Raw genomic sequence first — 21,979 nt, 5'->3', positions numbered from 1 at the left:
AGGGGCTCTAATTCCCCGCGTTGAGGCGCTTGCGGAGATGTCATTTCCGCTAATTGGAGTCTGGTTTGCGGCGTTTTTGACCGCGACATTACGATCCAGCACAAATTTCTCCAGACAGGTGACAAACGGAACTATTCGTTATAACGGTACGTTTGGAATTTTCAGAATTTACCGAAAACTGAAAAACGACATACGTGCCGGATTTGACGCTCGCGACATGACGAACCCCTGCGGTTCACGTTAACGGGCAGCTTGAAAGTGATTTCAAGTTCAAAGCCACACTGAGACGAAATCGCTCTGGTGCGATCTGAAGAACTGAAGCGTCTGACCGGGAATGGTCCCGGCAGCGGGTTTCAGATTTTCAGATCGCATCGGTGCAGGATGGAAAGACAAATGAAACTCGGCATCCCTCGGACGATCGTTTCGTTCGCCGTACTGGCCCTGACTGCGTTTCTTGCCGGCTGCGAGAACCAGGTTCTTCTCTCTCCCAAGGGAGAGGTCGGCGTGGCGGAACGCGATCTTATCCTTTTTGCGACCGGCCTCATGTTGCTCGTCGTGCTGCCTGTCATCTTCATGACGCTGTACTTCGCCTGGAAATACCGCGCCACGAATGAAAAGGCGGATTATCAGCCCGACTGGCACCACTCGACCAAGATCGAACTGGGCGTCTGGCTCATCCCTCTGGCGATCATCGTGGTTCTCGGTACGGTCACCTGGATCAGCACGCATAAGCTCGATCCGTACCGCCCGCTGGAATCCAGCGTGAAGCCGATCAATGTCGAAGTGGTTGCGCTCGACTGGAAATGGCTTTTCATCTATCCCGATCAGGGCATTGCCACCGTCAATGAAATGGCCATGCCTGTTGATGTTCCGGTCAACTTCAAGCTGACCTCCAGCAACATCATGAACTCCTTCTTCATTCCGGCGCTGGGCAGCATGGTCTACACCATGCCGAGCATGCAGACGAAGCTGCATCTCATCGCCAATCATGAAGGTGAGTTCGACGGCATTTCCGCCAATTATAGCGGTCAGGGCTTTGCCCAGATGCGCTTCAAGGCACATGCCTATAATCAGGCCGACTTCGACAAGTGGGTTGCCGACGTGAAGGCCAAGGGCGAAGAACTGGGCCGCGACCGTTATGCATCGCTGGTTCAGCCGAGCGAAAAGCATGCGGTGCAGTTCTTCAACTACAATGACAAGACGCTGTTCCACGATATCGTGAACCGCTGCTGGGACGGCAAGTCCGTCTGCATGGACGATGAAATGCACCGTCAGCAGATGATCCGCGAAGCACGCGCAAACCTGCGCAAGTCTTCGCCTGTCGATTTCAGCCAGTGGGCGAGCGACATCATCTGTGCAGTGGCGCCGCAGCGCCTGTCGCAGCTCGCAAACTGATTTGCCCTTGCGCCGTGATCTCCTGCGAGATCGCGGCCATCGGCATTCAATCTTTTGTTTCACGCGGTTCCGGACCGAAAGCCGTTAGAGGCTTTCCCGGAATTGCTCCAATCGAAGCGTGATAAAAATGTTCGGAAAACTTACGCTCGAAGCGATCCCGTATCACGAGCCGATCATCATGGTCACATTGACCGCGGTGGCTGGTGGTGCGCTCGCTATTCTGGCAGCCATCACTTATTACGGCAAATGGGCCCCGCTCTGGAAAGACTGGCTCACGACGGTCGATCACAAGCGTATCGGCATCATGTATATCATTCTGGCTTTCGTGATGCTGTTCCGCGGCTTCTCGGACGCCGTGATGATGCGCGCGCAGCAGGCTCTTGCCTCGGGCGCGAATGAAGGCTTTTTGCCGCCCCATCACTACGACCAGATCTTTACCGCCCACGGCGTGATCATGATCTTCTTCGTGGCGATGCCATTCGTCGTCGGTCTGATGAACTTTGCGGTTCCGCTCCAGATCGGTGCGCGTGACGTTGCTTTCCCCTACCTCAACTCGCTGAGCTTCTGGCTCACGGTCGCCGGTGCGGTTCTGATCAACCTGTCGCTCGGCATTGGCGAATTCGCCAAGACCGGCTGGCTTGCTTATCCGCCGCTGTCCGGCAAGGAATTCAGCCCGGATGTCGGCGTGGATTACTATATCTGGGCCTTGCAGATTTCCGGTATGGGTACGCTGCTTTCAGGCGTCAACCTGATCACCACCATCATCAAGATGCGTGCGCCCGGCATGGGCATGATGCAGGTTCCGGTCTTCACCTGGACCGCGCTCTGCTCGAACGTGCTGATCGTCGCAGCCTTCCCGATCCTCACTGTCACGCTGGCCCTGCTTTCGCTGGACCGCTATCTGGATTTCCACTTCTTCACCAATGATGCTGGTGGCAATCCGATGATGTATGTGAACCTGATCTGGATCTGGGGTCACCCGGAAGTCTACATCCTCATCCTGCCTGCTTTCGGTGTCTTCTCCGAAATCATCGCGACCTTCTCCGGCAAGCGTCTGTTCGGCTACAAGTCGATGGTTTACGCAACAGTTGCCATTACGGTCCTGTCGTTCCTCGTCTGGGTGCACCACTTCTTCACCATGGGTGGCGGCGCCAATGTCAACGCCTTCTTCGGTGTTGCGACGATGATCATCTCGATCCCGACGGGGGCTAAGGTCTTCAACTGGCTGTTCACGATGTATAAGGGCCGCGTCCGCATGGAAACGCCGGTTCTGTGGACGATCGGCTTCATGTGTACCTTCGTGGTTGGCGGTATGACGGGCGTTCTGCTTGCTGTTCCGCCTGCGGATTTCGTGCTGCATAACTCGGTGTTCCTGATCGCCCACTTCCACAATGTGATCATCTCGGGCGTGCTGTTCGGCTGCTTTGCCGGTCTCGTCTACTGGTGGCCGAAGGCTTTCGGCTTCAAGCTCAACGAACGTCTGGGCCGTAACGCGTTCTGGTGCTGGCTGGTCGGCTTCATCATGGCGTTCATGCCGCTCTATGTGCTCGGCCTGATGGGCATGACCCGTCGTCTGAACCACACCGAAAACCCGGCATGGCACATCTATCTGATCATCGCCGCCGTCGGCGTTGCGATCATCCTGTGCGGTATCGTGTTCCAGGTTCTGCAGATCATGGTTTCGATCCGCGACCGCGAAAAGCTGCGTGACAACAACGGCGACAGCTGGGGTACGGGCCGTACGCTGGAATGGTCGCTGGCTTCGCCGCCTGCATTCTACAACTTCGCTGAAGTGCCGCATGTCCGCGACCACGACAGCTGGTGGGACATGAAGCAGAACGGTTATGTGCGCCGCACGGAAAAGTTCGCACGCATCCACATGCCGAAGAACACCGGTACGGGTTTCATCATCGGCATCATGAACATTCCGCTCGGCTTTGCGCTGGTGTGGCATATCTGGTGGCTGGCCATTGCCTCTGCCGTGGGTGTACTCGCCGTTGCGATCTTCCACTCGTTCAACAATGACAGAGACTTCTACGTCTCGGCCGAAGAAGTGCAGAGCGTCGAAGACCTTCGCACCCGGCAACTGATGGCTCAGGAGGCTTGATCCATGAGCGCTAGCATTTCAACGGCCGGTCCATTCACGGGCGGCAACGAGCATCCTGCTCACGAAGACCATCAGGATGCAGGGTCGACCACGCTGGTCGGCTTCTGGATCTACCTGATGAGCGACTGCGTCCTGTTCTCGGGCCTGTTTGCAACCTATGCCGTTCTGGCGCACCAGTTTGCGGGCGGTCCGACCGGCCGTGAACTCTTCGACCTGCAGTTTGTGTTGACCGAAACCATGCTGCTGCTGGTCTCTTCGCTGACCTATGGTCTGGCGACGCTGTCCATGTACAAGAAGAACCGTGCAGGCGTGCTGTTCTGGCTGGGCGTCACGTTCCTGCTGGGTGCAGCCTTCCTCGTGATGGAAGTCTATGAATTCCATCACCTGATTCTCGAAGACGCCGGCCCGAGCCGCAGCGCGTTCCTTTCGGCCTTCTTCGCGCTGGTCGGAACCCACGGTCTTCACATCACGTCCGGCCTGATCTGGATTCTGGTGCTTTCCGCCCAGCTTCTGCGTGACGGCCTGACCGAAAAGAACCAGACGCGCGTGATGTGCCTCAGCCTCTTCTGGCACTTCCTGGACATCATCTGGATTGGCGTCTTTACCCTTGTCTATCTGCTGGGTGTACTGTGATGAGTTCTGCACACGAAACACACGATCATGCCGCGCATGGCAGCCTGAAGTCGTATCTGATCGGCTTCGTGCTGGCGGTTATTCTCACCGTCGTTCCATTCCTTCTGGCGATGAACGGCTATTTCACGCCTGCCACGACCGCAGCCGTTGTTCTCGGCATCGCCGTCGTTCAGATCCTGGTGCATCTGGTTTACTTCCTGCACCTCGATCCGAAGTCGGAAGGCGGCTGGAACATTCTGGCGCTCATCTTCACGGTCATCATTCTGGCTATCGTGCTTGCCGGCTCCATCTGGGTCATGCATCACCTCGATACCAATATGATGCCGATGTACATGACGCCTGACGACGTGCGTAATCTGCCTTAATCAGACCGCGCCCGGCGGGGCTGGTCTTTGACATGCCCCGCTGAGCTACCGTTTCTCCCGTGCGCCAGACCATGATCCGCACACGGTTTGAATCGCGGCTTTATCCTCCCTCTCTCCCCCCAAAGCCGCGTGGCGCTCCGGTTCCCTCCGGAGCGCCTCCCTTTTTTGTGCGCTTCATATTTTGCATTTTCAGCGCGAAGTCTTCGCGTCTGCGACCGGGCGTTGCGTAAAGCTGTGGTAACGTTAACACTCCCTTGACTGAATCCGTTCATATCTAGAGCTTAAGCTTTAGGTTGTTGCTTGGCCCCCCGACCTCCCTATGGTAATCCCTGAAACGTCCTGGGTGGGAAATGGAAACGGGACGCTGCCAGGCGACCGCATAGACAGGAACCGGACAGTAACGCGTATGACTCGGAGTAACAGGACGATACAGGGAAAAGGCATTGCCATGCTTTTGCTGGCGGCGCATTTTTCCTCGTTTACCGTGTCGCCTGCTTTGGCGTTTGAGCTTTTTGGCGTCCGTCTTTGGGGCGAAGACAAGAAAACCGATCCCGATATCATCGATCCGAAGACCTATGAGGTCGAGGTCACTACCACCGGTGATCGCAAGAATGCGGATGGCACCGAAGCCGATCTGAAATCCGTCGTTGAAGGTGCATCCGGTCTGGTGACCGACGCGGACAAGCCCGCCTCGGGTTCCGCCGGTCTGCTGGCCAAGGCGCGCGGCGATTATCGGCGTATTCTGGCCGCCCTTTACGGTGAAGGCCGCTATGGCGGCACGATCTCGATTCTCGTCGATGGCCGCGAGGCGAACGACATTCCGCCGGACGCTGATATTCCAAACAATGCGAAAGTGGCGATTTCCGTCGATCCGGGACCGCAGTTCCTGTTTTCGCGCACGGCCATTTCCAATATAGCGCCACCCGCCACCGACAAGCGCGATGTCGTGCAATCGCCCGAAGATGCGGGTTTCGCGCCCGGTCAGGTAGCGCGCTCTGGAACGATCATCAAGGCCGAGCGTCTTGCCGTCGAGGCTTGGCGTCAGCAGGGCTATCCGAAGGCGCAGGTGACAGGCGAAGAGGTTGTCGCCGACCATGATGGCAACACGGTTGCCGCCGATGTCGCGCTCGATCCGGGCCGCAAGGCGCATTATGGGCCGGTCAGCGTGGTAGGCACGGCGCGTATGGACCCGCAATTCGTCGCCTGGATGACCGGGCTGACGCCCGATAAGGAATACGACCCCGACGATATCGAAAAAGCCAAGAAGCGTCTTGGCCGCATGGAAGTGTTTCGTGCGATGAGTTTCGAGGAAGCCGAAACCATCGAGCCGGATGGCAGCCTGCCGATGACGCTCAACGTGCAGGAGCGCAAACCCCGCCGGTTCGGCTTCGGTGCGGAATATTCGACCATCGACGGCTTCGGCGTCACCGGCTACTGGATGCATCGCAACCTGTTCGGCAAGGGTGAAAACCTGCGTTTCGACGCCAAGGTCAGTGGCATTGGCGGTTCGCAGGATAATTCATTTAATCCGCAGAACTATACCTATCTGCTCGGCGGCACGTTCAAGAAGCCCGGCGTCTATACGCCTGATACGGATTTCGTTCTGTCGCTCGACGCCAAGCGCGAAGTGCTCGACGCCTATACCGAAACCTCGATCAACGCCAAGACCGGTTTCACGCAGATATTCAGCGACGAATTGTCAGGCGCGATCTATGCCAAGGCGAGCCAGGGACGCTACACGGACTATCCTTTCGGTCCCCGCGACTTCACGACAGCCGGTCTGGAAGGCAGCGTGCTTTACGACAGCCGCAACAACAAGCCGGACCCAAGTTCGGGCTTTTATCTGGAAGGCAATATCCAGCCCTTCTACGAATTCCATTACGGCAATTTCGCCACCCGCTTCACCGCCGAGGGCCGCACCTATTACGGCCTTGGTGCAACGGATCGCGTGATTCTGGCCGGGCGCGTGAAAGTGGGATCGATTGTTGGCGCTTCGATTGAAGATTTGCCGCCGAGCCTGTCCTTCCTTGCGGGCGGCGGCGGCTCAGTGCGCGGCTATGCCTATCGCAATATCGGCGTCGATGCCGGAAACGGCAACATCGTCGGCGGACGGTCGCTGCTGGAAGCTTCGGGCGAGGTGCGCACCCGCATCACCGATTCCATCGGCGCGGTCGCCTTTGTCGATGCGGGCTATGTCGGCGAAAAATCGTTTCCGGATTTCTCGGAACAAATGCGCGTCGGCGCCGGTGGTGGTCTGCGCTACCTGACCGGCCTCGGGCCGATTCGCCTCGACGTCGCCATACCGCTTAACCGCCGCTCGGGTGATCCGAGCTATGCATTCTATGTGGGCATAGGACAGGCGTTTTGACCAGATTTATCACCGTTTTCCTCTTCCTGATTCTCGCCGCTGTGGCCGCCGTGCTGGCCATTCCGGGCGCATGGGTCACGCTTATCGGCGTGGATACACAGACCACGGCGTCGATTGTCGCCCCGGCAAATGCGCAAACGCAGGGCCAGAGCGAACAGCAGGCCGAAGCATCGGAAAGCAACGAAGAGCAAAAATCCTATTTCCTGTCTTTCGTGGAAAGCCAGCTTTCCGCGCCGAACCGCCGTATCTCGCTTTCGGGCATCAGCGGCGTCCTGTCGTCGGAAGCCTCCATCGGCTCGATCACCATTGCCGACCGTGAAGGCGTCTGGCTGCGGATTGAAAATGCCAAGCTGAACTGGAGCCGCACCGCTTTGCTGCTCGGTCGGCTCAGCATTCAGTCGCTGAGCGCGGAGCGCATCGATATTGCCCGCAAGCCGCTGCCGGACAACAGCCTGCCATCGCCGGAATCGTCGAGCTTCAGCCTGCCGGAACTGCCGATTTCCATCAGTCTGGATCAGCTTGATGTGGCGCGGCTGCGTTTTGGACCCGAGATTTTCGGCCTCGAATCGGAAGTCTCTGCAACCGGCAGCCTTTCGCTCGCCGATGGTTCACTGAACTCGTCCTTCGATATCAAGCGCCTTGACGGTCCCGGCGGCAGTTTCGCCCTGCGCGCCGCCTATGCCAATGCCGACCAAAAGGTCGATCTTGATCTGAAAGTTGCAGAACCCGCCAATGGCATCGTGGCCAACTTGCTCAATATTGACGGTCGCCCGCCAGTCGATCTCACCTTGACAGGCGCTGGCCCGCTTGATGATCTGAAAGTGGATTTGGCGCTCGACACCAATGGCAGCCGCACGCTGACTGGCGCTTTCACGCTGAACCGTCAGGGCGAAGCGCCCAATGGCGGTCGCGTTTTTGCCGCCCGTTTCAATGGGCCGATTGCTGTGCTGGTGCCACCAGTGTTCCGTGACTTCTTCGGTTCCGAAACCGTGCTTTCTGCCGATGGCTTCCTGAAAGATGCGGGTGGTTTCCGTCTCGATGATCTGGCGCTGACAAGCGCCGCGCTGAAGCTGAAGGCTGCTGCGGAATCCGGCAATGATCATTTTCTGAACAAGCTCAGCATCGATGCGTCGATTGCCGACGAAACCAAGGGCCGTGTGCTGCTGCCGGTCAAGGGCGCCGAAACCTATATCGACAATGCGCGGTTTCAGGTTTCCTATGGCGACCGTCCAACCAATGACTGGACCGGCCAACTTTCCGTCAACGGCTTGAAGAATGCGACCATTGCCGCCTCCAGCGTGGCGCTGGACATGGGCGGCGTTGCCGAAAACCTCAACGATGCCGCAAACCGCCACATCACTTTCAAGGTGACGGGCGGCATGGACGGCATTTCCTCGCCACGCGCAGAACTGGCGCAGGCACTGGGCAGCAAGATCGCGCTTCTCATCGATGGCGGCTGGCGCGCCGGTTCTCCGGTGGAACTTGCACAGGCGAATATCGAGGGCAACGGTCTCAGCCTTGATCTCAAGGGCAATATTGACGACTTCGTCTTCAATGGCGATATCGCCGCCAAGGTCGCAAGCCTTGCGCCCTTCGGCGCTTTGGCGGACAAGGAACTGGCGGGCAGTATCGACGTCAAGGCCAAGGGCACGGTTCGCCCGATCAGCGGCGCATTCTATCTCGATCTCGACGGTACGGCGCAAAACATGCGCACCGGCACTGAGGCGGTCGACAATATTCTGGACGGCGAAGTGCGGCTGGCCGGTGCTGTCGGTCGCAGCGCCGAAGGTTTTTCCGCGCGCGATTTCCGCATCGGCAATGCGTTGAGCAAAATCACCGCCAATGGCTCCTTCGCATCGGACAAGGCGAATTTCGATTTCGGCGTGATGCTGTCCGATATGAAGCTGCTTTCACCGCAGGCATCGGGCCGTATGACGGTCAAGGGCAGTGCGCGCGGTGACGACAAGCTGATTGCGCTGGCGCTGCGGGCCGACGCGCCGCAGGGCACGCTTGCGGGCCGCAAGCTTACCAATGCCGGTCTTGATTTCAACGCCATGCTCGATGGCAATGCGAGCACCGGCGCGGCTCTGTCCGGCAAGCTGGCAGGCAATGCCTTCCTCAATGGCGAGCGCATTGAACTGGGTTCACTGATCGACATCGTCAATGACGAGAAGCGCCTGACCAATCTTCTGTTCAATGCAGGCGGGGCCCATCTTTCCGGCAATGTCACGCAGACGGCCAAGGGTTTGCTCAATGGCGCGCTGAAGCTCGACGCGCCGGATATCTCCACTGCCGCCGCACTGTTTCTTGCCGAGGCAACCGGGGCGGCCAATGCCGATATCGCGCTGCAAGCCGATGGCGACCGGCAGAATGCGACCGTTTCAGCTGACGCCAAGGGCGTGAAGGTCAATGGCAATCATATTGCGTCCGCCAATATCGCGCTGACCGCACAGGATCTGTTCGGCGTGCCCGTCGTGGACGGCAATGCTGCCGCGCGCGACATTATGGTCGGCACGTTCGGCATCGACACCTTCGACGCCAAGGCAAACGCCACCGGAACCAAGACCGATTTCAGCGCCAATACGAAGCTCAAGATCGGCACGGTGGCCAATGCCGCCGGCTCGCTGGAGCCGAAGGATGGCGGCTTTGAACTCGGCCTTGCCTCGGCAGATGTGAAGCAGGGTGCGCTTCGCGCCAATCTCGCCGAGCCGGTGACGATTGCCATGAAGGGCAGCGCGATTTCCTTTGGCGATATCATCATCAATACCGGTGCCAATGCGGGCGCGGGGCAGGTCAAGATCAACGGCTCGGTCGATGACCGCCTTGATCTGTCGGTGGCGCTTACCGATCTGCCGCTGGCGCTTGCCAACACCTTCAAGCCGGACCTCGGCCTCGGCGGTACTGTCAACGGGACCGCCCGCGTGACCGGTACGCGCGATGCGCCCAATATCGCCTTCGATATGGCGGCGCGTGGCGTGACGGCTGCTGAACTGAAGAAACAGGGCATCGCTGCGCTGAATGCCGATGCCAAGGGCACGTCGGCCAATGACCGGCTCAACATCGACGCCCGGGTAACCGGTGGCGCTGCAAGCGGCAATGGTATCGACGTCACGGCGAAGGGCGGCGTGCCGCTCGGCAAAGGTGATCTTGGCGTCGATGTGACGCTGGCCAATCTGCCGCTCGGCATACTGAACGGCGCTGTGAAAGGGCAGGACCTCGCGGGCAATGTCACCGGCACGGCGCGCGTGACGGGCCCGCTGACCAATCCCGCCGCGACCTTCAATCTCAAGGGGGCCGGCCTTGCTGCCAAGCCGCTGCGCGAAAACGGCCTTGCGCCGCTCAGCCTTCAGGCAGCAGGCAGCTATGCCGCCAAGGCGGTCGATATTTCCTCGCTGACGGTGGATGGCCCGCAGGGCCTGAATGTCACGGCGAGCGGCAAGGTGCCGTTCTCCGGTCAGGGCCTTGGCGTCAATGTCAACGGCAACGTCCCGCTGGCGCTCGCCAATCGCTTTCTGGCGGATCGCGGCGCGCAGGCCAATGGCACACTGACGCTGACCGCAAGCGTTTCCGGCGGCTTCGACCGCCCGCAATTGCGCGGCATGTTCTCCACCAGCGGTGCAACCTTCATCGATCCCGAAACCAATGTCCGTGTGAACAATATCAATATCATGGGCAGCATGGATGGTGAAACCATCACGCTGCGGCAGGTCAATGCTGCGTTCGGTAGCGGCGGCTCCGTTTCCGCAAGCGGCACGATCTCCACGAATGCAGCGGCGAATTTCCCGGCCAATATCGATATCAAGCTGGACCGCGCCCGTTATGCCGATGGCAAGCTTGTCGTCGCAACGGTCAATGGCGGCATCTCGATCACCGGACCGCTGGCAGGCGACATGCTGATTGGTGGTCGGATCGACGTGGAACGTGCGGAAATCTCGGTACCGGAAAATCTCGGTGGCGGCGCAACCTATGTGCCGGTCGAGCATAAGAACACGCCGAAAAATGTTGCGAAGACGCTGGAGCGCGCCAAGGTCGAAACCCGCAAGGGTAAGGCCAAGTCGGTGGCGCGGACCAATTCAGCCGGACCGCGTCTCGATGTCGTCGTCAATGCGCCAAACCAGATTTTCGTGCGCGGTCGCGGTCTCGATACGGAACTGGGCGGGCGCGTGCGCCTCACCGGGCCGGTCAGCGATATCAAGCCGGTTGGTTCCTTCGACATGATTCGCGGTCGCATCGGCATTCTCGGCCAGCGCATCACCTTTGATGAGGGGCATGTCACGCTGGTTGGCGACCTCAATCCGCAGCTCAATTTCGTGGCCCGTTCGGAAGGCAATGAAATCACCGCCATCGTCACGGTCACAGGCACGGTCGATAATCTCAATATCGTCTTCTCCTCGTCCCCGGAACTGCCGCAGGATGAAGTGCTGGCTCAGCTGATCTTCAAGCGCTCCATCGGCGAATTGTCGGCGTTCCAGATTGCACAGCTTGCTGCTGCGGCAGCGGAACTTGCGGGCGGCTCCAACAATTCGCTCATGAACAAGCTTCGCGCCGGTACCGGCCTCGACGATCTTGATGTCGTGACCGACAGCAAGGGGCAGACAGCCGTTCGCGCCGGACGCTACATCCGCGACAATATCTATCTGGGTGTGGAAGCAGGGTCCGGCGGCTCGACCAAGGGAACCGTCAATCTCGACATCACGCGAAACCTCAAGGCGAAGGGGTCGCTTGGCGCAGAGGGTGATTCCAGCGGCGGTATCTTCTACGAAAAAGACTACTGATCTTTCCTCGATTTGCTTGAATAAGCCGGGCGGTTCGTCCGGCTTTTTTCTTTTCAAACGCTGCATCCCTCGGTTGAGTTTTTACGCCTGCGCTAATCTTTTATGAGTATCGAAATGCCTGGTTTAACGGTTCCTCAACCATAAGACTGCAAATTGCGGTTAATACCGAGCGGCATGATGCCTGCTCCCTGTCACCTGTGTTTTGGGCGATTTGCATGTCGAAGTTGAGTGATGTTCTGAGCCGCCGCCGCTTTTTGCTTGGCACCGGGGCCGTCGTTCTGAGTGGCGCCGCAGGCTGCTCGCAGACGATGGACATGTCTGCCTTTCAGGTAGATACAATGTCGACAGGGGGCATCTCGCCGATGCGTCCGCAGATCAGTGTTGATCGCGCCATCACGACGCCGGATGTCATGTATGCATCGGTGCAGGAGGGGCCTTACGCGCTGCCTGCCATTCCTTATGACAAGGTACCGAAGCAATTCCGCCGCCAGATTGTGCCGGACCCGACCGGTCAAGCGCCGGGCACCATCGTCGTCAGCCTGAAAGATCATTACCTCTATTATGTGCTGCCGGGCGGCGAAGCGCTGCGCTATGGCGTCGGCATCGGCAAGGCGGGCTTTGAATGGCAGGGCCGTGCCAATGTGCAGTACAAAAAGCAGTGGCCGCGCTGGACGCCGCCGCCGGAAATGATCCAGCGCAAGCCGGAACTCGAAAAATACCGCAATGGTCAGGAGCCGGGTCCGCAGAACCCGCTCGGCGCACGCGCGCTTTACATTTTCCAGAATGGCCGCGACACCGGCTATCGCATCCACGGCTCGCCGGAATGGTGGTCCATCGGGCAGTCGATGTCGTCGGGCTGTATCCGCCTGATGAATCAGGACATTATCGACCTGTATAATCGCGTACAGGGGCAGGCGCCGATTGTTGTCAGCTAACTGCGCCGAAGATATGAATGCTTAAACAAAAGGCCGTCAGAGACGGCCTTTTTTGCATTCTATTCGTAGCGAACCGATTTCGGCATCGCTTCGCCAAGCCTGACGAAATGACGGAACTCGGCGCGCAGGCTTTCGGCGGAAGCCATGTGAACCTGCTTTTCTGGCGCAACGTCGTTTTGCGCGATCTGGGTGGATACGCCCGGCATGACAAATGCTGCTACGGTCAGTACGAGGGCAGCGGCAATGCCGAGGCGTCGTTCGGTTCTGGCCTGCATTTTGATCTCCTTGCGCTGCATCGCAGCGGCTTAAAACTTAGAATCGTCTTTGTTCGCAAAACGCTGGGATTTTCAGATCAGTGAAAAGTCGCGCGATGCGTAATGTTCAAAGCGGTGTCGATGGCGTGAATCGGTATTGGCAGCAAAGTCTGGCCGAAATCGGCCAAAGCTTCGGCAAAATTGCTGGCGGCAGCTGCCACATCGTCGCAGCGCCGTTTGCAGGCAATGGCTTCCAGACACGTGTCGAGCAGCAGCGCATCCTGATTGTGCAATCCGGAAATCAGCCCCAGCGTCAGGCATTCCTCGCGGCAGACATGATGCGAGTCGAACGGGAAAGCGCGCAACTCGCAGCTTGCACAATGACGCAGCACACGGATGAAATGCGAAAGCTCGCCGACAGCGCGCTTTGCTTCCGATGGTCCGAGCACTTCCGAATAGAGACCCCAGGTCATTTCCCACGGGATGATCGAGCCAGTCTCGAAACCCGCAGTCCAGCGGCGATAACCTTCCAGCACCAGCTTTTCCGGCAGGCGGTCGAAATAGCCTGCGCTATTGGCGCCGTTCAGCTGCGATATACGCATATTCATGAGCGCCTCCACGATGCAACATCGGCAGAGGCATGCGAGACAGGAGACTTGCCCTGTTTACGCTGAGCGGGACGTTCCGTCGCGCCGCGTATAGTGCAGTATCCGGTCGGCAAGAGACTGAGCTGCCAGGGCAGGCCGTCGATATTTGCGGACCGGCATTCACCGAGACCAACCATTGGGTCCTCCAATCGAAAGGGTTCAAGGCCCAGACATCAAAGGTGCGCAGGATTGCGCGGAGCTATATAAAAGCTGCAAATTGATCTGGAGTCAATTGGTCAACTTTTAAAAAGCCGAGAGATTTCAAGAGCGTAGAATTATTCTAGACTGCAATAGTCATGTTTACAGTATTCGAATGATAACGCAACCGCTGCGGGGAGACAGCGGTTGCGGCAAACGGGCGCAATGCCGGTGGAGGAGGGAGAGAACGACACCGCGCCCCATGCTCCGGGAATTAGTGGCCAGAATGATCGGATGAATGATCGGATGAATGTTCGCTCGTCTGGCCATTCTGGGCCGTGACGGGGAAGTTGATCTCAACCTTGCCAGCCTTTTCGAATTCGAGCGTAACCGGCACGGTTTCGCCTTCCTTGTAGGGCTTCTCCGGCTGGATGAACATGAGGTGATAACCGCCGGACTTCAGCTCGACGGTTTCGCCCGCAGGCAGGTCGAGACCGCCATCGAGCTTGCGCATCTTCATCACATTGTTTTCCATGCTCATTTCGTGGACTTCTACGCGCTTTACGCCCGTTGTGCTGACGGAGATGAGCTTGTCGGCATCCTTGCCGCCATTTTCGATTGTCAGAAAACCGCCTGCCACCTTGGCACCGGGCACCATGGCGCGAACCGAAGGCGATGTAATGGTGAGATCGCCAAGTTTCACCGGCTCGGCTGCATGGCTGCCGTGCGCGTCGCCGTGGTCACCATGACCACCGTGGCCTGCATGCTCGTCAGCGCCGGTCGCCGCCAATACGAGAAGCTGCGGGGCCGGATGTTCAAGCTCGTGCGGGTTCTGTCCGTCTTTGGCAATTTCCGTCCATGCGACGGAAGCGTCGCTGCCGCAGATCTGCGTCACGGGGAAGGAAAGCGTGGTGTCCTTGTCGAACTTGGCCAGCTGGCCGACGACGGTGAACTCGTCATAGAACTCGCCCGGCAGGTTGCCCTCGGTGAAGCGCACTTCCTTGATACCGGAGGTGACATCCTTGCCATGAACTTTGTAGCTCTTGGCATAATCGCCCTTGGTGGTTTCAATTGTCCAGCCAGCCTTGACCTGCGGCTGCGCCGACACAAAACCTTCGGGAAGCTCCACTTTGACTTCGGTCGTGGCCTTGCCGTCGCAGCCGTGCGGAATGCGGAAAGTGGCCTTGTAGAAGCTGCCAGCCTTGGCTTCGCTCTGGTCGAGCGACGAATGGGCATTGGCCAGGCCTGCGGAAAGGCAAAGGGCTGCCAGCGAAAATGCGGACGCGAAAAGACGATGATTTTTCATTCTGATAAACCTGAAGTTTAAAAAAAAGGAAGGCGCAACCTTTTGAGAAAAGGCGCACGGCTAAAAATTTTTAATCAAACAATAGGCGGAGCCTGCGGCGGCGCCGAAGGCGGGTAGACACTGCGGAATAATGCAAGCTGTGGCGGTGCAAAGCAATGGGTGATCGCGACATGCGGCGAGGGAGCGGTCGAGCTTTCCGGTGTCGGACAAAGGAAGCCGGAGGCAATACGGCAGGCCTCGCAGCTTTCGCTGCTTACATGCTTGTCATGCCCCTGATGATTCTGTTTTTCACCCTGGTTACCGATGCAAAGAACGGGATAGGTGCCATCCGGCAGTTGATACTGTGCGAGCTGATAGCTGTCGGGAGCATTCAGATCGATGGGCTTGTGCGCGAAGGCCACGAGCATCAAAGCCAATACGCTCAGGAGGCGTATGGCGAGATTGCTCCGAAACTGGCGTGCGCTGAACTTCAACCTACGGCATCTCCCTGTGTCGCGGAGCCTATCTAGTCGAAGCCATGCATCTTTGCCAAGCATCAAACGAAACCGGCGCGAATTGGTCGCGCCGGTTTCATCATCGCGGGCAGTCGGGGGAGAATGCCGGTCGCGGCTCAGATCGTCCGCTTTTTCATCTGCTCGGCGATGTAATCCGCCTGACGGATGGCCAGCGCCACGATGGTCAGGGTCGGATTTTCCGCGCCGCCGGTCGTGAACTGGCTGCCATCGGAAACGAACAGGTTCTTGATGTCATGCGTCTGCCCGTGCTTGTTGACCACGCCGTCCTGCGGCTTCTCGCTCATGCGATTGGTGCCGAGATTATGGGTGGAAGGGTAGGGCGGTGTCGGGAAAGTCCGAACCGCACCGACCGCTTCATAGAGCGCCTTGCCCTGCGCATAGGCATGGGTGCGCATGGCGACGTCATTCGCATGGTCGCTATAATGAACATCCGGCACCGGCAGGCCATGCTCATCCTTCACGTCCTTGCTCAATGTGATGCGGTTGTTCTCCTGCGGCATGTCCTCGCCAACGATCCAGAGGCCCGCCATGTTGACATAATCATCCAGCGCCGAAGTAAAGCTTCGACCCCAGCCGCCCGGATTAAGGAACGCCGCCATGAAGGGCAGGCCAAGCGAAATGGTCTCCATTTCATAACCGCCGACAAAGCCGCGCTTCGGATCGTGGATCGCTTCGTCGCGGATGATGCCTGCCATGGTCGTGCCGCGATACATGTGAACCGGCTTTTCGAACGAAGCGTAAACCGATCCCGTCGTGTGCCGCATATAATTGCGTCCGACCTGTCCCGATGAATTGGCGAGCCCGTCGGGAAATTTCGACGAGGCCGAGTTGAGCAGCAGGCGCGGGCTTTCGATCGAATTGCCTGCCACACAGACCACACGCGCTTTTTGCAGATGCTGCTTGCCGTCCTTGTCGGCATAGAGAACGCCCGTCACCTTGCCAGCCGCATTGTGTTCGATCTTGAGCGCTGTGCATTCGGGACGAACTTCCAGCTTGCCGGTCTCTTCGCCCTTGGGAATTTCGGTATAGAGCGTCGACCATTTCGCGCCCCATTTGCAGCCCTGGAAACAGAAGCCGGTTTGCTGGCAGCCCATGCGGTCATCGCGCGGCGCAGAATTGATCGCCATGCGACCGGTATGACATTCCTTGTAGCCGAGCTTGTCGGCACCGGCTTTCATCACCTTGAAATTATTGTTGCCGGGCAGGCCTTCAATGCCGTTGGTGCGCGTCACCCCCATTTTGTCCTCGGCCTTGGTGTAATAAGGCTCCAGATCGGCAAGGGTAATCGGCCAGTCGAGGAGATTCGCGCCTTCCAGCTTGCCGTAATTCGTCAGCGTGTGGAATTCGTGTTCCTGAAAACGCAACGATGCGCCAGCCCAGTGCGTGGTGGTGCCGCCGACCGCCTTGACGATCCATGCGGGCAGATTTGGGAAATCTTTCGCGACCCGCCAGTCGCCGGATGTGGTGCGCTTGTCCAGCCAGGCGAGCTGCGCAAAACTGTCCCATTCATCATTGATGAAGTCTTCGAATTCGTGGCGCTTTCCAGCTTCCAGAATAACGACGTCGATGCCTTTCTGCGCCAGTTCGTTGCCGAGCGTACCGCCGCCAGCGCCGGAACCGATGATAACGACGACCTTGTCGTCCTTGAGATCATATGGAGCAGCCATGGTTTCCTCCCAATGCTTCGCCGTTTCCGCAAAGCGCTTGGCGCTTGCCGAACGGTAATGCCGCTTTGAATTTGGTTCGGTTGAGCTTGATCCGGCTCTTTAAAGCCACTCGATATCGTCGAAGCCGCGCTTGATATAACCGCCCTTGGAATAGGATTCGCCTTCGTAGCCGAAGAGCGGCCAGATATCCTTCTGGTTATAAAGGCCGGTCACAAGTCCGCTGCGCACCTTCTGGAAGAAGGGGCTTTGTTCAATATCGCGCAGGATCGCCACGCGCTCTTCCTCCCAACCGAGACCCAGATAGCCTCCGGCTCCGGCCCGTTTGTCCAGATCGGCAACACCGTCCTCAATCAGCTTTTTCAGCGTTTCATCCTTGGCGGAATCCGCGTCGTAGGGTTTGACGGCAATGGCGTAGAACCGGTCGGGAAGCTTGTCATGCGGATAAATATCGCGTGCGAGCTGGATCAGCGTCGCTATGGTTTCGGGCTTGAGCGTTGTCGTTTCAAGCGCCCATGCAAATTGCGGGCAGATAACGGCATTGCCGCTGATGACCAGCATGGCCCCAAGGCTCAGGCCCGCACCGCGCTTCAAGAGGTCGCGGCGGGAGAGCTTCTTCTTTTCGTGGGTGGAAAGACCGTCGAAAACGGTTGTCATTCGGTTCTCCTCCTTTGCTTGCCCATCCGGAATGGATGGACTGGCTGCGCGTACCCGGCGCATTTTCGTCACCGGGAACGCTGGCGTCTGTCGTGGCCGCTCCTCTCGGCCATGACAGGCGATATGGTGCCGGGCGGCTTACTGGTAACGGCCGCCGCGCTGCAGAACTTCGATCTTGTAGCCATCCGGATCTTCGGCAAAGAAGAAGCGGGCAAGCTGCACACCGTTGTTCTTGAAATCGACAAGCTTGCCGACCTTGAAGCCAAGCGCGGTGAAGCGCGCATGTTCGGCGTCGACATCGTCCACGACCACAGCAAGATGACCGTAGCCATCGCCCAGATTGTAGGGTTCGGTGCGACCCTTGTTAACGGTCAGCTCGACTTCGAAGTCGGCTTCTGCATTGCGCAGATAAATCAGCGTGAAGGTTTCGAAATCAATGCGTTCTGCAATGTCGAGCTTGAAAGCTTGGTGGTAGAAGGAAACGGATTTTTCCTCGTTGAGAACGCGGATCATCGAATGAATGGCTTTAGCCACAAGTGACTCCTATTTCTTGCAGGTCATTTTTGGCAGCGCTTCAGCAAAAGCGGCTTGCGATTGTCTCACTGGTTGTCGATTATGAAAGAAAAAACGACGGCGTGGTGGCAATCGGCTACCACAGCGCAGTTCGTGCTCTAAAGGATGGAGGAACCCATGTGCAAGGTTTTCGCCGAGCAGGACCCGGAAGGCTACCGGCAGATCAATCGCTCTGTGCGCATCGGCGGGCATTCCACCAGCATTCAATTGGAAGCGACCTTCTGGCGACTGCTGGATGCGATCGCGGCCAGCCAGAATCTGACCACGCCGCGCTTCATCTCGACGCTCTATGATGAAGCGCTGGAAGCCAATGGCGCAATCCCGAATTTCGCCTCCATGCTGCGCACCACCTGCGCGCTTTATCTCATGGGACACCGCCCGGAAGCCGCCGTCTGCGAGGAAGCGGCCTGAAAGGTGCGCCGAATGAGGCCCAGAATGAGCATTGGCCTCTTGGTGAAAAGGGATTAGGGGAGTAGGGGAATAAGGGAATAGGGCAGTAGGACAATATGTTCTATACATACTCACTTACTCACCTATTGCCTTACTGCCTTCACTAAAGGAATCGAAATGGCAAGCGTAACGCGCGAACAGGTTCTGGAACGGCTGAAGACCGTGACGGGACCGGACTTCGAAAGCGATGTTGTGTCGCTCGGACTGGTATCGGATATTTTTATTGCCGACGGCAAGGTCTTCTTCTCCATCACGGTTCCCGCGCAGCGCGCGGATGCGCTGGAGCCGATGCGGCTTGCAGCGGAAAAGGCCGTGAAGGAAATCCCCGGTGTTTCCGGCGCGCTGGTCACGCTGACGGCGGAAAAAAGAGGCGGCCGCACCAGCGACGACGCTCCGCCGCCGCCCAAGCCGCAACCGCGCCCTGCCGCTGCCGCACCCGCACAGCATCGCCATCCGCCGCAGCCACAACGTGCAGCAGCCAAGCCCGGCATTCCGGGCGTCGGCGCGATCATCGCCGTCGCATCCGGCAAGGGCGGCGTTGGCAAGTCCACCACGGCGGTCAATCTGGCGCTCGGCTTGCAGGCCAATGGCCTGAAGGTCGGCATTCTCGATGCCGATATTTATGGCCCCTCCATGCCGCGCCTTCTGGGCCTTTCCGGTCGCCCGGAAACGATCGAGGGACGCATCCTGAAGCCGATGGAAAATTATGGCCTCAAGGTCATGTCGATGGGCTTCATGGTCGATGAGGAAACGCCGATGATCTGGCGGGGTCCGATGGTCATGTCGGCGCTGACGCAGATGCTGCGCGAAGTGGCCTGGGGCGAGCTTGATGTTCTGGTCGTCGATATGCCTCCCGGCACCGGCGACGCACAACTGACCATGGCGCAACAGGTGCCGCTGGCTGGTGCGGTTGTCGTTTCGACGCCACAGGATCTGGCGCTGATCGACGCGCGCAAGGGCTTGTCCATGTTCCGCAAGGTGGATGTGCCGTTGCTCGGCATCGTCGAAAATATGAGCTACTTCATCGCGCCTGATACGGGCAAGCGCTACGACATTTTCGGTCACGGCGGCGCGCGCAAGGAGGCCGAACGCCTCAATGTGCCGTTCCTCGGCGAAGTGCCACTGCATATGGATATCCGCGCCCATTCGGATAATGGCACACCGGTCACGGTGGTCGAGCCGGATAGCGAACACGCGAAAATCTACCGCGATATCGCGTCCAAGGTCTGGGAAAACATGAAGGGCGGCAATGGTGCTGGCCGACCAGCACCGGCGATTGTTTTCGATTAAGGGAGTAGGGAGTAAGGGAGTAGGGGAATAAGTGAAAAGGGAGCTTGAACAAAGTTTCGGCCTTACTAGCCTATTCCCCTATTCCCCTATTCCCCTATTCCCCTATTCCCCTATTCCCCTATTCCCCTATTCCCCTATTCCCCTATGCCCCTATTACGTAACCACCGTCGGCGCATCGCGTCCGCTGCGCTTCTTCACTTCGGCGATCTGCTCGGCAGCGTCGATCAGCGCGGCGAGCGTTTCCTGCGTATCAAGATTGTGCTTGGCGGTGTCCGCTTCGTAGCGCTCGATATAGATGCGGATGGTGGCGCCTGAAGTGCCGGTGCCGGACAGGCGAAGCACGACGCGCCCGCCATCGGGGAAATAGATGCGGATGCCCTGATGCTCGCTGACCGAATGGTCCACCGGGTCATGATAAGCGAAATCATCAGCTTTCTCGATCTTCAGACCGTTGACCGTGGTGCCCGGCAGGCTCGAAAGCTTGGCGCGCAGGTCAGCCACCAGCTTTTTTGCGATATCTGAATCGACCGCCTCATAGTCGTGGCGGGTGTAATAATTGCGCCCGAAGCGCGCCCAATGTTCCTCGACAATGGCCTTCACGCTTTCCTTGCGCACGGCCAGAATATTGAGCCAGAGCAGCACGGCCCATAGACCGTCCTTCTCGCGCACATGGTCGGAACCGGTGCCGGAGCTTTCCTCGCCGCAGATCGTGACCTTGCCATTGTCCAGCAGATTGCCGAAGAACTTCCAGCCGGTTGGCGTTTCATAGATGCCGATGCCGAGCTTTTCCGCCACGCGGTCGGCGGCGGCGCTGGTCGGCATCGAACGTGCTATGCCCTTGATGCCGCCCTTATAACCGGGTGCCAGATGCGCATTGGCGGCGAGCATGGCGAGCGAGTCGGACGGGGTGACGAAAATACCGCGTCCGATAATCAGGTTGCGGTCGCCGTCTCCATCGGAGGCTGCGCCGAAATCCGGTGCATTGTCCGACATCAGCAGATCATAGAGATCTTTTGCGTAGACGAGATTCGGATCGGGGTGATGCCCACCGAAATCCGGCAGCGGCACGAAATTGACGACGCTGCCGTCCGGCGCACCCAGACGGCGCTCGAATATTTCCTTGGCGTAAGGCCCTGTCACGGCATGCATCGCATCGAATTTGAGCCCAAAGCCGCCCTTGATCATGGCGCGGATGGCGTCGAAATCGAACAGGCTTTCCATCAGCTCGGCATAATCGGTCACCGGATCGAAAATGACGATCTCGGTGTCACCCAGCTTGGTGCTGCCGAGCTTGTCGATATCGATATCGGCCACATCGGCGATTTTGTACTGGTCTATCACCTTGGAGCGAGCGAAGATCGCATCGGTGATCTTTTCCGGTGCCGGGCCGCCATTGCCGATATTGTACTTGATGCCGAAATCTTCCTTCGGTCCGCCGGGATTATGGCTGGCCGAAAGCACCATGCCGCCAAATGCCTTGTATTTGCGGATCATGTTGGATGCGGCTGGCGTGGAAAGTATGCCGCCCTGACCGACCATGATGCGGCCGAAGCCGTTGGCTACCGCGATCTTGATGAGCTTCTGGATCACTTCGCGATTATAGAAGCGTCCATCGCCGCCGACCACAAGCGTCTTGCCCTCAAAACCTTCCAGCACATCGAAAACGGACTGAATAAAGTTTTCTGCATAATTGGGCTGCTGGAATACGGGAACCTTCTTGCGCAGGCCTGATGTGCCCGGCTGCTGGTCCTGAAAAGGCGTGGTCGCAATCGTCTTGACGGTCATATCTTTCCCGTTCGATTCAATGGTTTCAAGCGGTTAACTTGTCGGCATTTGCGGTCATTGCAAGACAAAATAGATCAAACTTGTCATTGGTAAATAACAAACCGTGTGCGTGTTTTACAAAT

At 58.2% G+C, this 21,979-nt stretch carries 17 protein-coding genes; 9 read left to right on the top strand and 8 right to left on the bottom strand.

The genetic code is table 11. The annotated features are described in order from the left end of the window. Positions 1-393 precede the first annotated feature (393 nt). The 7 genes from cyoA (at position 394) to QLQ11_RS07950 (ending at position 12,578) form a co-directional block, all read left to right on the top strand. Entirely contained in the window at positions 394-1,395 is a 1,002-nt protein-coding gene (gene cyoA, locus QLQ11_RS07980; protein WP_109368093.1) for a ubiquinol oxidase subunit II, read from the top strand. A 127-nt stretch (positions 1,396-1,522) separates the two neighbouring features. Beyond that, positions 1,523-3,502, top strand: a complete 1,980-nt coding sequence (gene cyoB, locus QLQ11_RS07975; RefSeq protein ID WP_109368094.1) for a cytochrome o ubiquinol oxidase subunit I — start codon at positions 1,523-1,525, stop codon at positions 3,500-3,502. A 3-nt stretch (positions 3,503-3,505) separates the two neighbouring features. After that, on the top strand, positions 3,506-4,135 hold the full coding sequence (cyoC, locus tag QLQ11_RS07970; protein ID WP_109368095.1) for a cytochrome o ubiquinol oxidase subunit III: 630 nt from the start codon (positions 3,506-3,508) through the stop codon (positions 4,133-4,135). Then, the gene (gene cyoD, locus QLQ11_RS07965; protein WP_109368096.1) at positions 4,135-4,500 is read left to right on the top strand and encodes a cytochrome o ubiquinol oxidase subunit IV; all 366 of its coding nucleotides are present in this window, start codon (positions 4,135-4,137) and stop codon (positions 4,498-4,500) included. Before cyoC ends, cyoD begins: the two co-directional genes overlap by 1 nt. Before the next feature lie 448 nt (positions 4,501-4,948). Beyond that, positions 4,949-6,868: an autotransporter assembly complex family protein gene (locus QLQ11_RS07960; protein ID WP_121537034.1), complete on the top strand. Its 1,920-nt coding sequence runs from the start codon at positions 4,949-4,951 to the stop codon at positions 6,866-6,868. Between the two features lie 89 nt (positions 6,869-6,957). After that, the gene (locus tag QLQ11_RS07955) at positions 6,958-11,643 is read left to right on the top strand and encodes a translocation/assembly module TamB domain-containing protein (RefSeq protein WP_371835949.1); all 4,686 of its coding nucleotides are present in this window, start codon (positions 6,958-6,960) and stop codon (positions 11,641-11,643) included. A 215-nt stretch (positions 11,644-11,858) separates the two neighbouring features. Next, positions 11,859-12,578, top strand: coding sequence for a L,D-transpeptidase (locus tag QLQ11_RS07950; protein WP_109368098.1), 720 nt, complete (start codon positions 11,859-11,861; stop codon positions 12,576-12,578). Positions 12,579-12,637: 59 nt separating this feature from the next. Here the strand turns inward: QLQ11_RS07950 and QLQ11_RS07945 are convergent, their stop codons facing one another. The 7 genes from QLQ11_RS07945 to QLQ11_RS07915 all read right to left on the bottom strand — a co-directional run bounded on the left by QLQ11_RS07945 (position 12,638) and on the right by QLQ11_RS07915 (position 18,293). After that, a complete protein-coding gene (locus QLQ11_RS07945) occupies positions 12,638-12,853 on the bottom strand; it encodes a hypothetical protein (protein ID WP_109370136.1) in 216 nt (71 codons plus the stop codon). 77 nt (positions 12,854-12,930) lie between these two features. Further along, the gene (locus QLQ11_RS07940) at positions 12,931-13,440 is read right to left on the bottom strand and encodes a hypothetical protein (protein ID WP_181376065.1); all 510 of its coding nucleotides are present in this window, start codon (positions 13,438-13,440) and stop codon (positions 12,931-12,933) included. Positions 13,441-13,891: 451 nt separating this feature from the next. Beyond that, positions 13,892-14,923: a DUF1775 domain-containing protein gene (locus tag QLQ11_RS07935; RefSeq protein WP_109368100.1), complete on the bottom strand. Its 1,032-nt coding sequence runs from the start codon at positions 14,921-14,923 to the stop codon at positions 13,892-13,894. Positions 14,924-14,997: 74 nt separating this feature from the next. Further along, positions 14,998-15,396: a hypothetical protein gene (locus QLQ11_RS07930; RefSeq protein ID WP_109368101.1), complete on the bottom strand. Its 399-nt coding sequence runs from the start codon at positions 15,394-15,396 to the stop codon at positions 14,998-15,000. A gap of 137 nt (positions 15,397-15,533) precedes the next feature. Then, the gene (locus tag QLQ11_RS07925; RefSeq protein WP_109368102.1) at positions 15,534-17,105 is read right to left on the bottom strand and encodes a GMC family oxidoreductase; all 1,572 of its coding nucleotides are present in this window, start codon (positions 17,103-17,105) and stop codon (positions 15,534-15,536) included. A 99-nt stretch (positions 17,106-17,204) separates the two neighbouring features. Further along, positions 17,205-17,759, bottom strand: coding sequence for a Twin-arginine translocation pathway signal (locus tag QLQ11_RS07920; RefSeq protein WP_109368103.1), 555 nt, complete (start codon positions 17,757-17,759; stop codon positions 17,205-17,207). A gap of 138 nt (positions 17,760-17,897) precedes the next feature. After that, positions 17,898-18,293, bottom strand: a complete 396-nt coding sequence (locus tag QLQ11_RS07915; RefSeq protein ID WP_109368104.1) for a VOC family protein — start codon at positions 18,291-18,293, stop codon at positions 17,898-17,900. A gap of 156 nt (positions 18,294-18,449) precedes the next feature. Here QLQ11_RS07915 and QLQ11_RS07910 point away from each other — a divergent pair, with 156 nt between their 5' ends. Together QLQ11_RS07910 and apbC are read left to right on the top strand one after the other, a co-directional pair. Continuing rightward, on the top strand, positions 18,450-18,743 hold the full coding sequence (locus QLQ11_RS07910) for a ribbon-helix-helix domain-containing protein (protein ID WP_109368105.1): 294 nt from the start codon (positions 18,450-18,452) through the stop codon (positions 18,741-18,743). 156 nt (positions 18,744-18,899) lie between these two features. Further along, a complete protein-coding gene (gene apbC / locus QLQ11_RS07905; protein ID WP_109368106.1) occupies positions 18,900-20,072 on the top strand; it encodes an iron-sulfur cluster carrier protein ApbC in 1,173 nt (390 codons plus the stop codon). Positions 20,073-20,225: 153 nt separating this feature from the next. Here apbC and QLQ11_RS07900 read toward each other — a convergent pair whose 3' ends face one another. Then, positions 20,226-21,857, bottom strand: coding sequence for an alpha-D-glucose phosphate-specific phosphoglucomutase (locus tag QLQ11_RS07900; protein ID WP_109368107.1), 1,632 nt, complete (start codon positions 21,855-21,857; stop codon positions 20,226-20,228). Positions 21,858-21,979: the final 122 nt, after the last annotated feature.

The organism is Ochrobactrum sp. SSR (genome assembly GCF_030067775.1).
In the GTDB taxonomy this organism is placed as follows: Bacteria; Pseudomonadota; Alphaproteobacteria; order Rhizobiales; family Rhizobiaceae; genus Brucella; species Brucella teleogrylli.
This window is presented reverse-complemented; position numbering and strand designations above follow the sequence as displayed.

What these genes read in the sequence shown, in the direction of transcription:
- cyoA (WP_109368093.1), top strand. Translation starts at nt 394, where the DNA reads ATGAAACTCGGCATCCCTCGGACGATCGTTTCGTTCGCCGTACTGGCC.
- cyoB (WP_109368094.1), top strand. Translation starts at nt 1,523, where the DNA reads ATGTTCGGAAAACTTACGCTCGAAGCGATCCCGTATCACGAGCCGATC.
- cyoC (WP_109368095.1), top strand. Translation starts at nt 3,506, where the DNA reads ATGAGCGCTAGCATTTCAACGGCCGGTCCATTCACGGGCGGCAACGAG.
- cyoD (WP_109368096.1), top strand. Translation starts at nt 4,135, where the DNA reads ATGAGTTCTGCACACGAAACACACGATCATGCCGCGCATGGCAGCCTG.
- QLQ11_RS07960 (WP_121537034.1), top strand. Translation starts at nt 4,949, where the DNA reads ATGCTTTTGCTGGCGGCGCATTTTTCCTCGTTTACCGTGTCGCCTGCT.
- QLQ11_RS07950 (WP_109368098.1), top strand. Translation starts at nt 11,859, where the DNA reads ATGTCGAAGTTGAGTGATGTTCTGAGCCGCCGCCGCTTTTTGCTTGGC.
- QLQ11_RS07945 (WP_109370136.1), bottom strand. Translation starts at nt 12,853, where the DNA reads ATGCAGGCCAGAACCGAACGACGCCTCGGCATTGCCGCTGCCCTCGTA.
- QLQ11_RS07940 (WP_181376065.1), bottom strand. Translation starts at nt 13,440, where the DNA reads ATGAATATGCGTATATCGCAGCTGAACGGCGCCAATAGCGCAGGCTAT.
- QLQ11_RS07935 (WP_109368100.1), bottom strand. Translation starts at nt 14,923, where the DNA reads ATGAAAAATCATCGTCTTTTCGCGTCCGCATTTTCGCTGGCAGCCCTT.
- QLQ11_RS07925 (WP_109368102.1), bottom strand. Translation starts at nt 17,105, where the DNA reads ATGGCTGCTCCATATGATCTCAAGGACGACAAGGTCGTCGTTATCATC.
- QLQ11_RS07920 (WP_109368103.1), bottom strand. Translation starts at nt 17,759, where the DNA reads ATGACAACCGTTTTCGACGGTCTTTCCACCCACGAAAAGAAGAAGCTC.
- QLQ11_RS07910 (WP_109368105.1), top strand. Translation starts at nt 18,450, where the DNA reads ATGTGCAAGGTTTTCGCCGAGCAGGACCCGGAAGGCTACCGGCAGATC.
- apbC (WP_109368106.1), top strand. Translation starts at nt 18,900, where the DNA reads ATGGCAAGCGTAACGCGCGAACAGGTTCTGGAACGGCTGAAGACCGTG.
- QLQ11_RS07900 (WP_109368107.1), bottom strand. Translation starts at nt 21,857, where the DNA reads ATGACCGTCAAGACGATTGCGACCACGCCTTTTCAGGACCAGCAGCCG.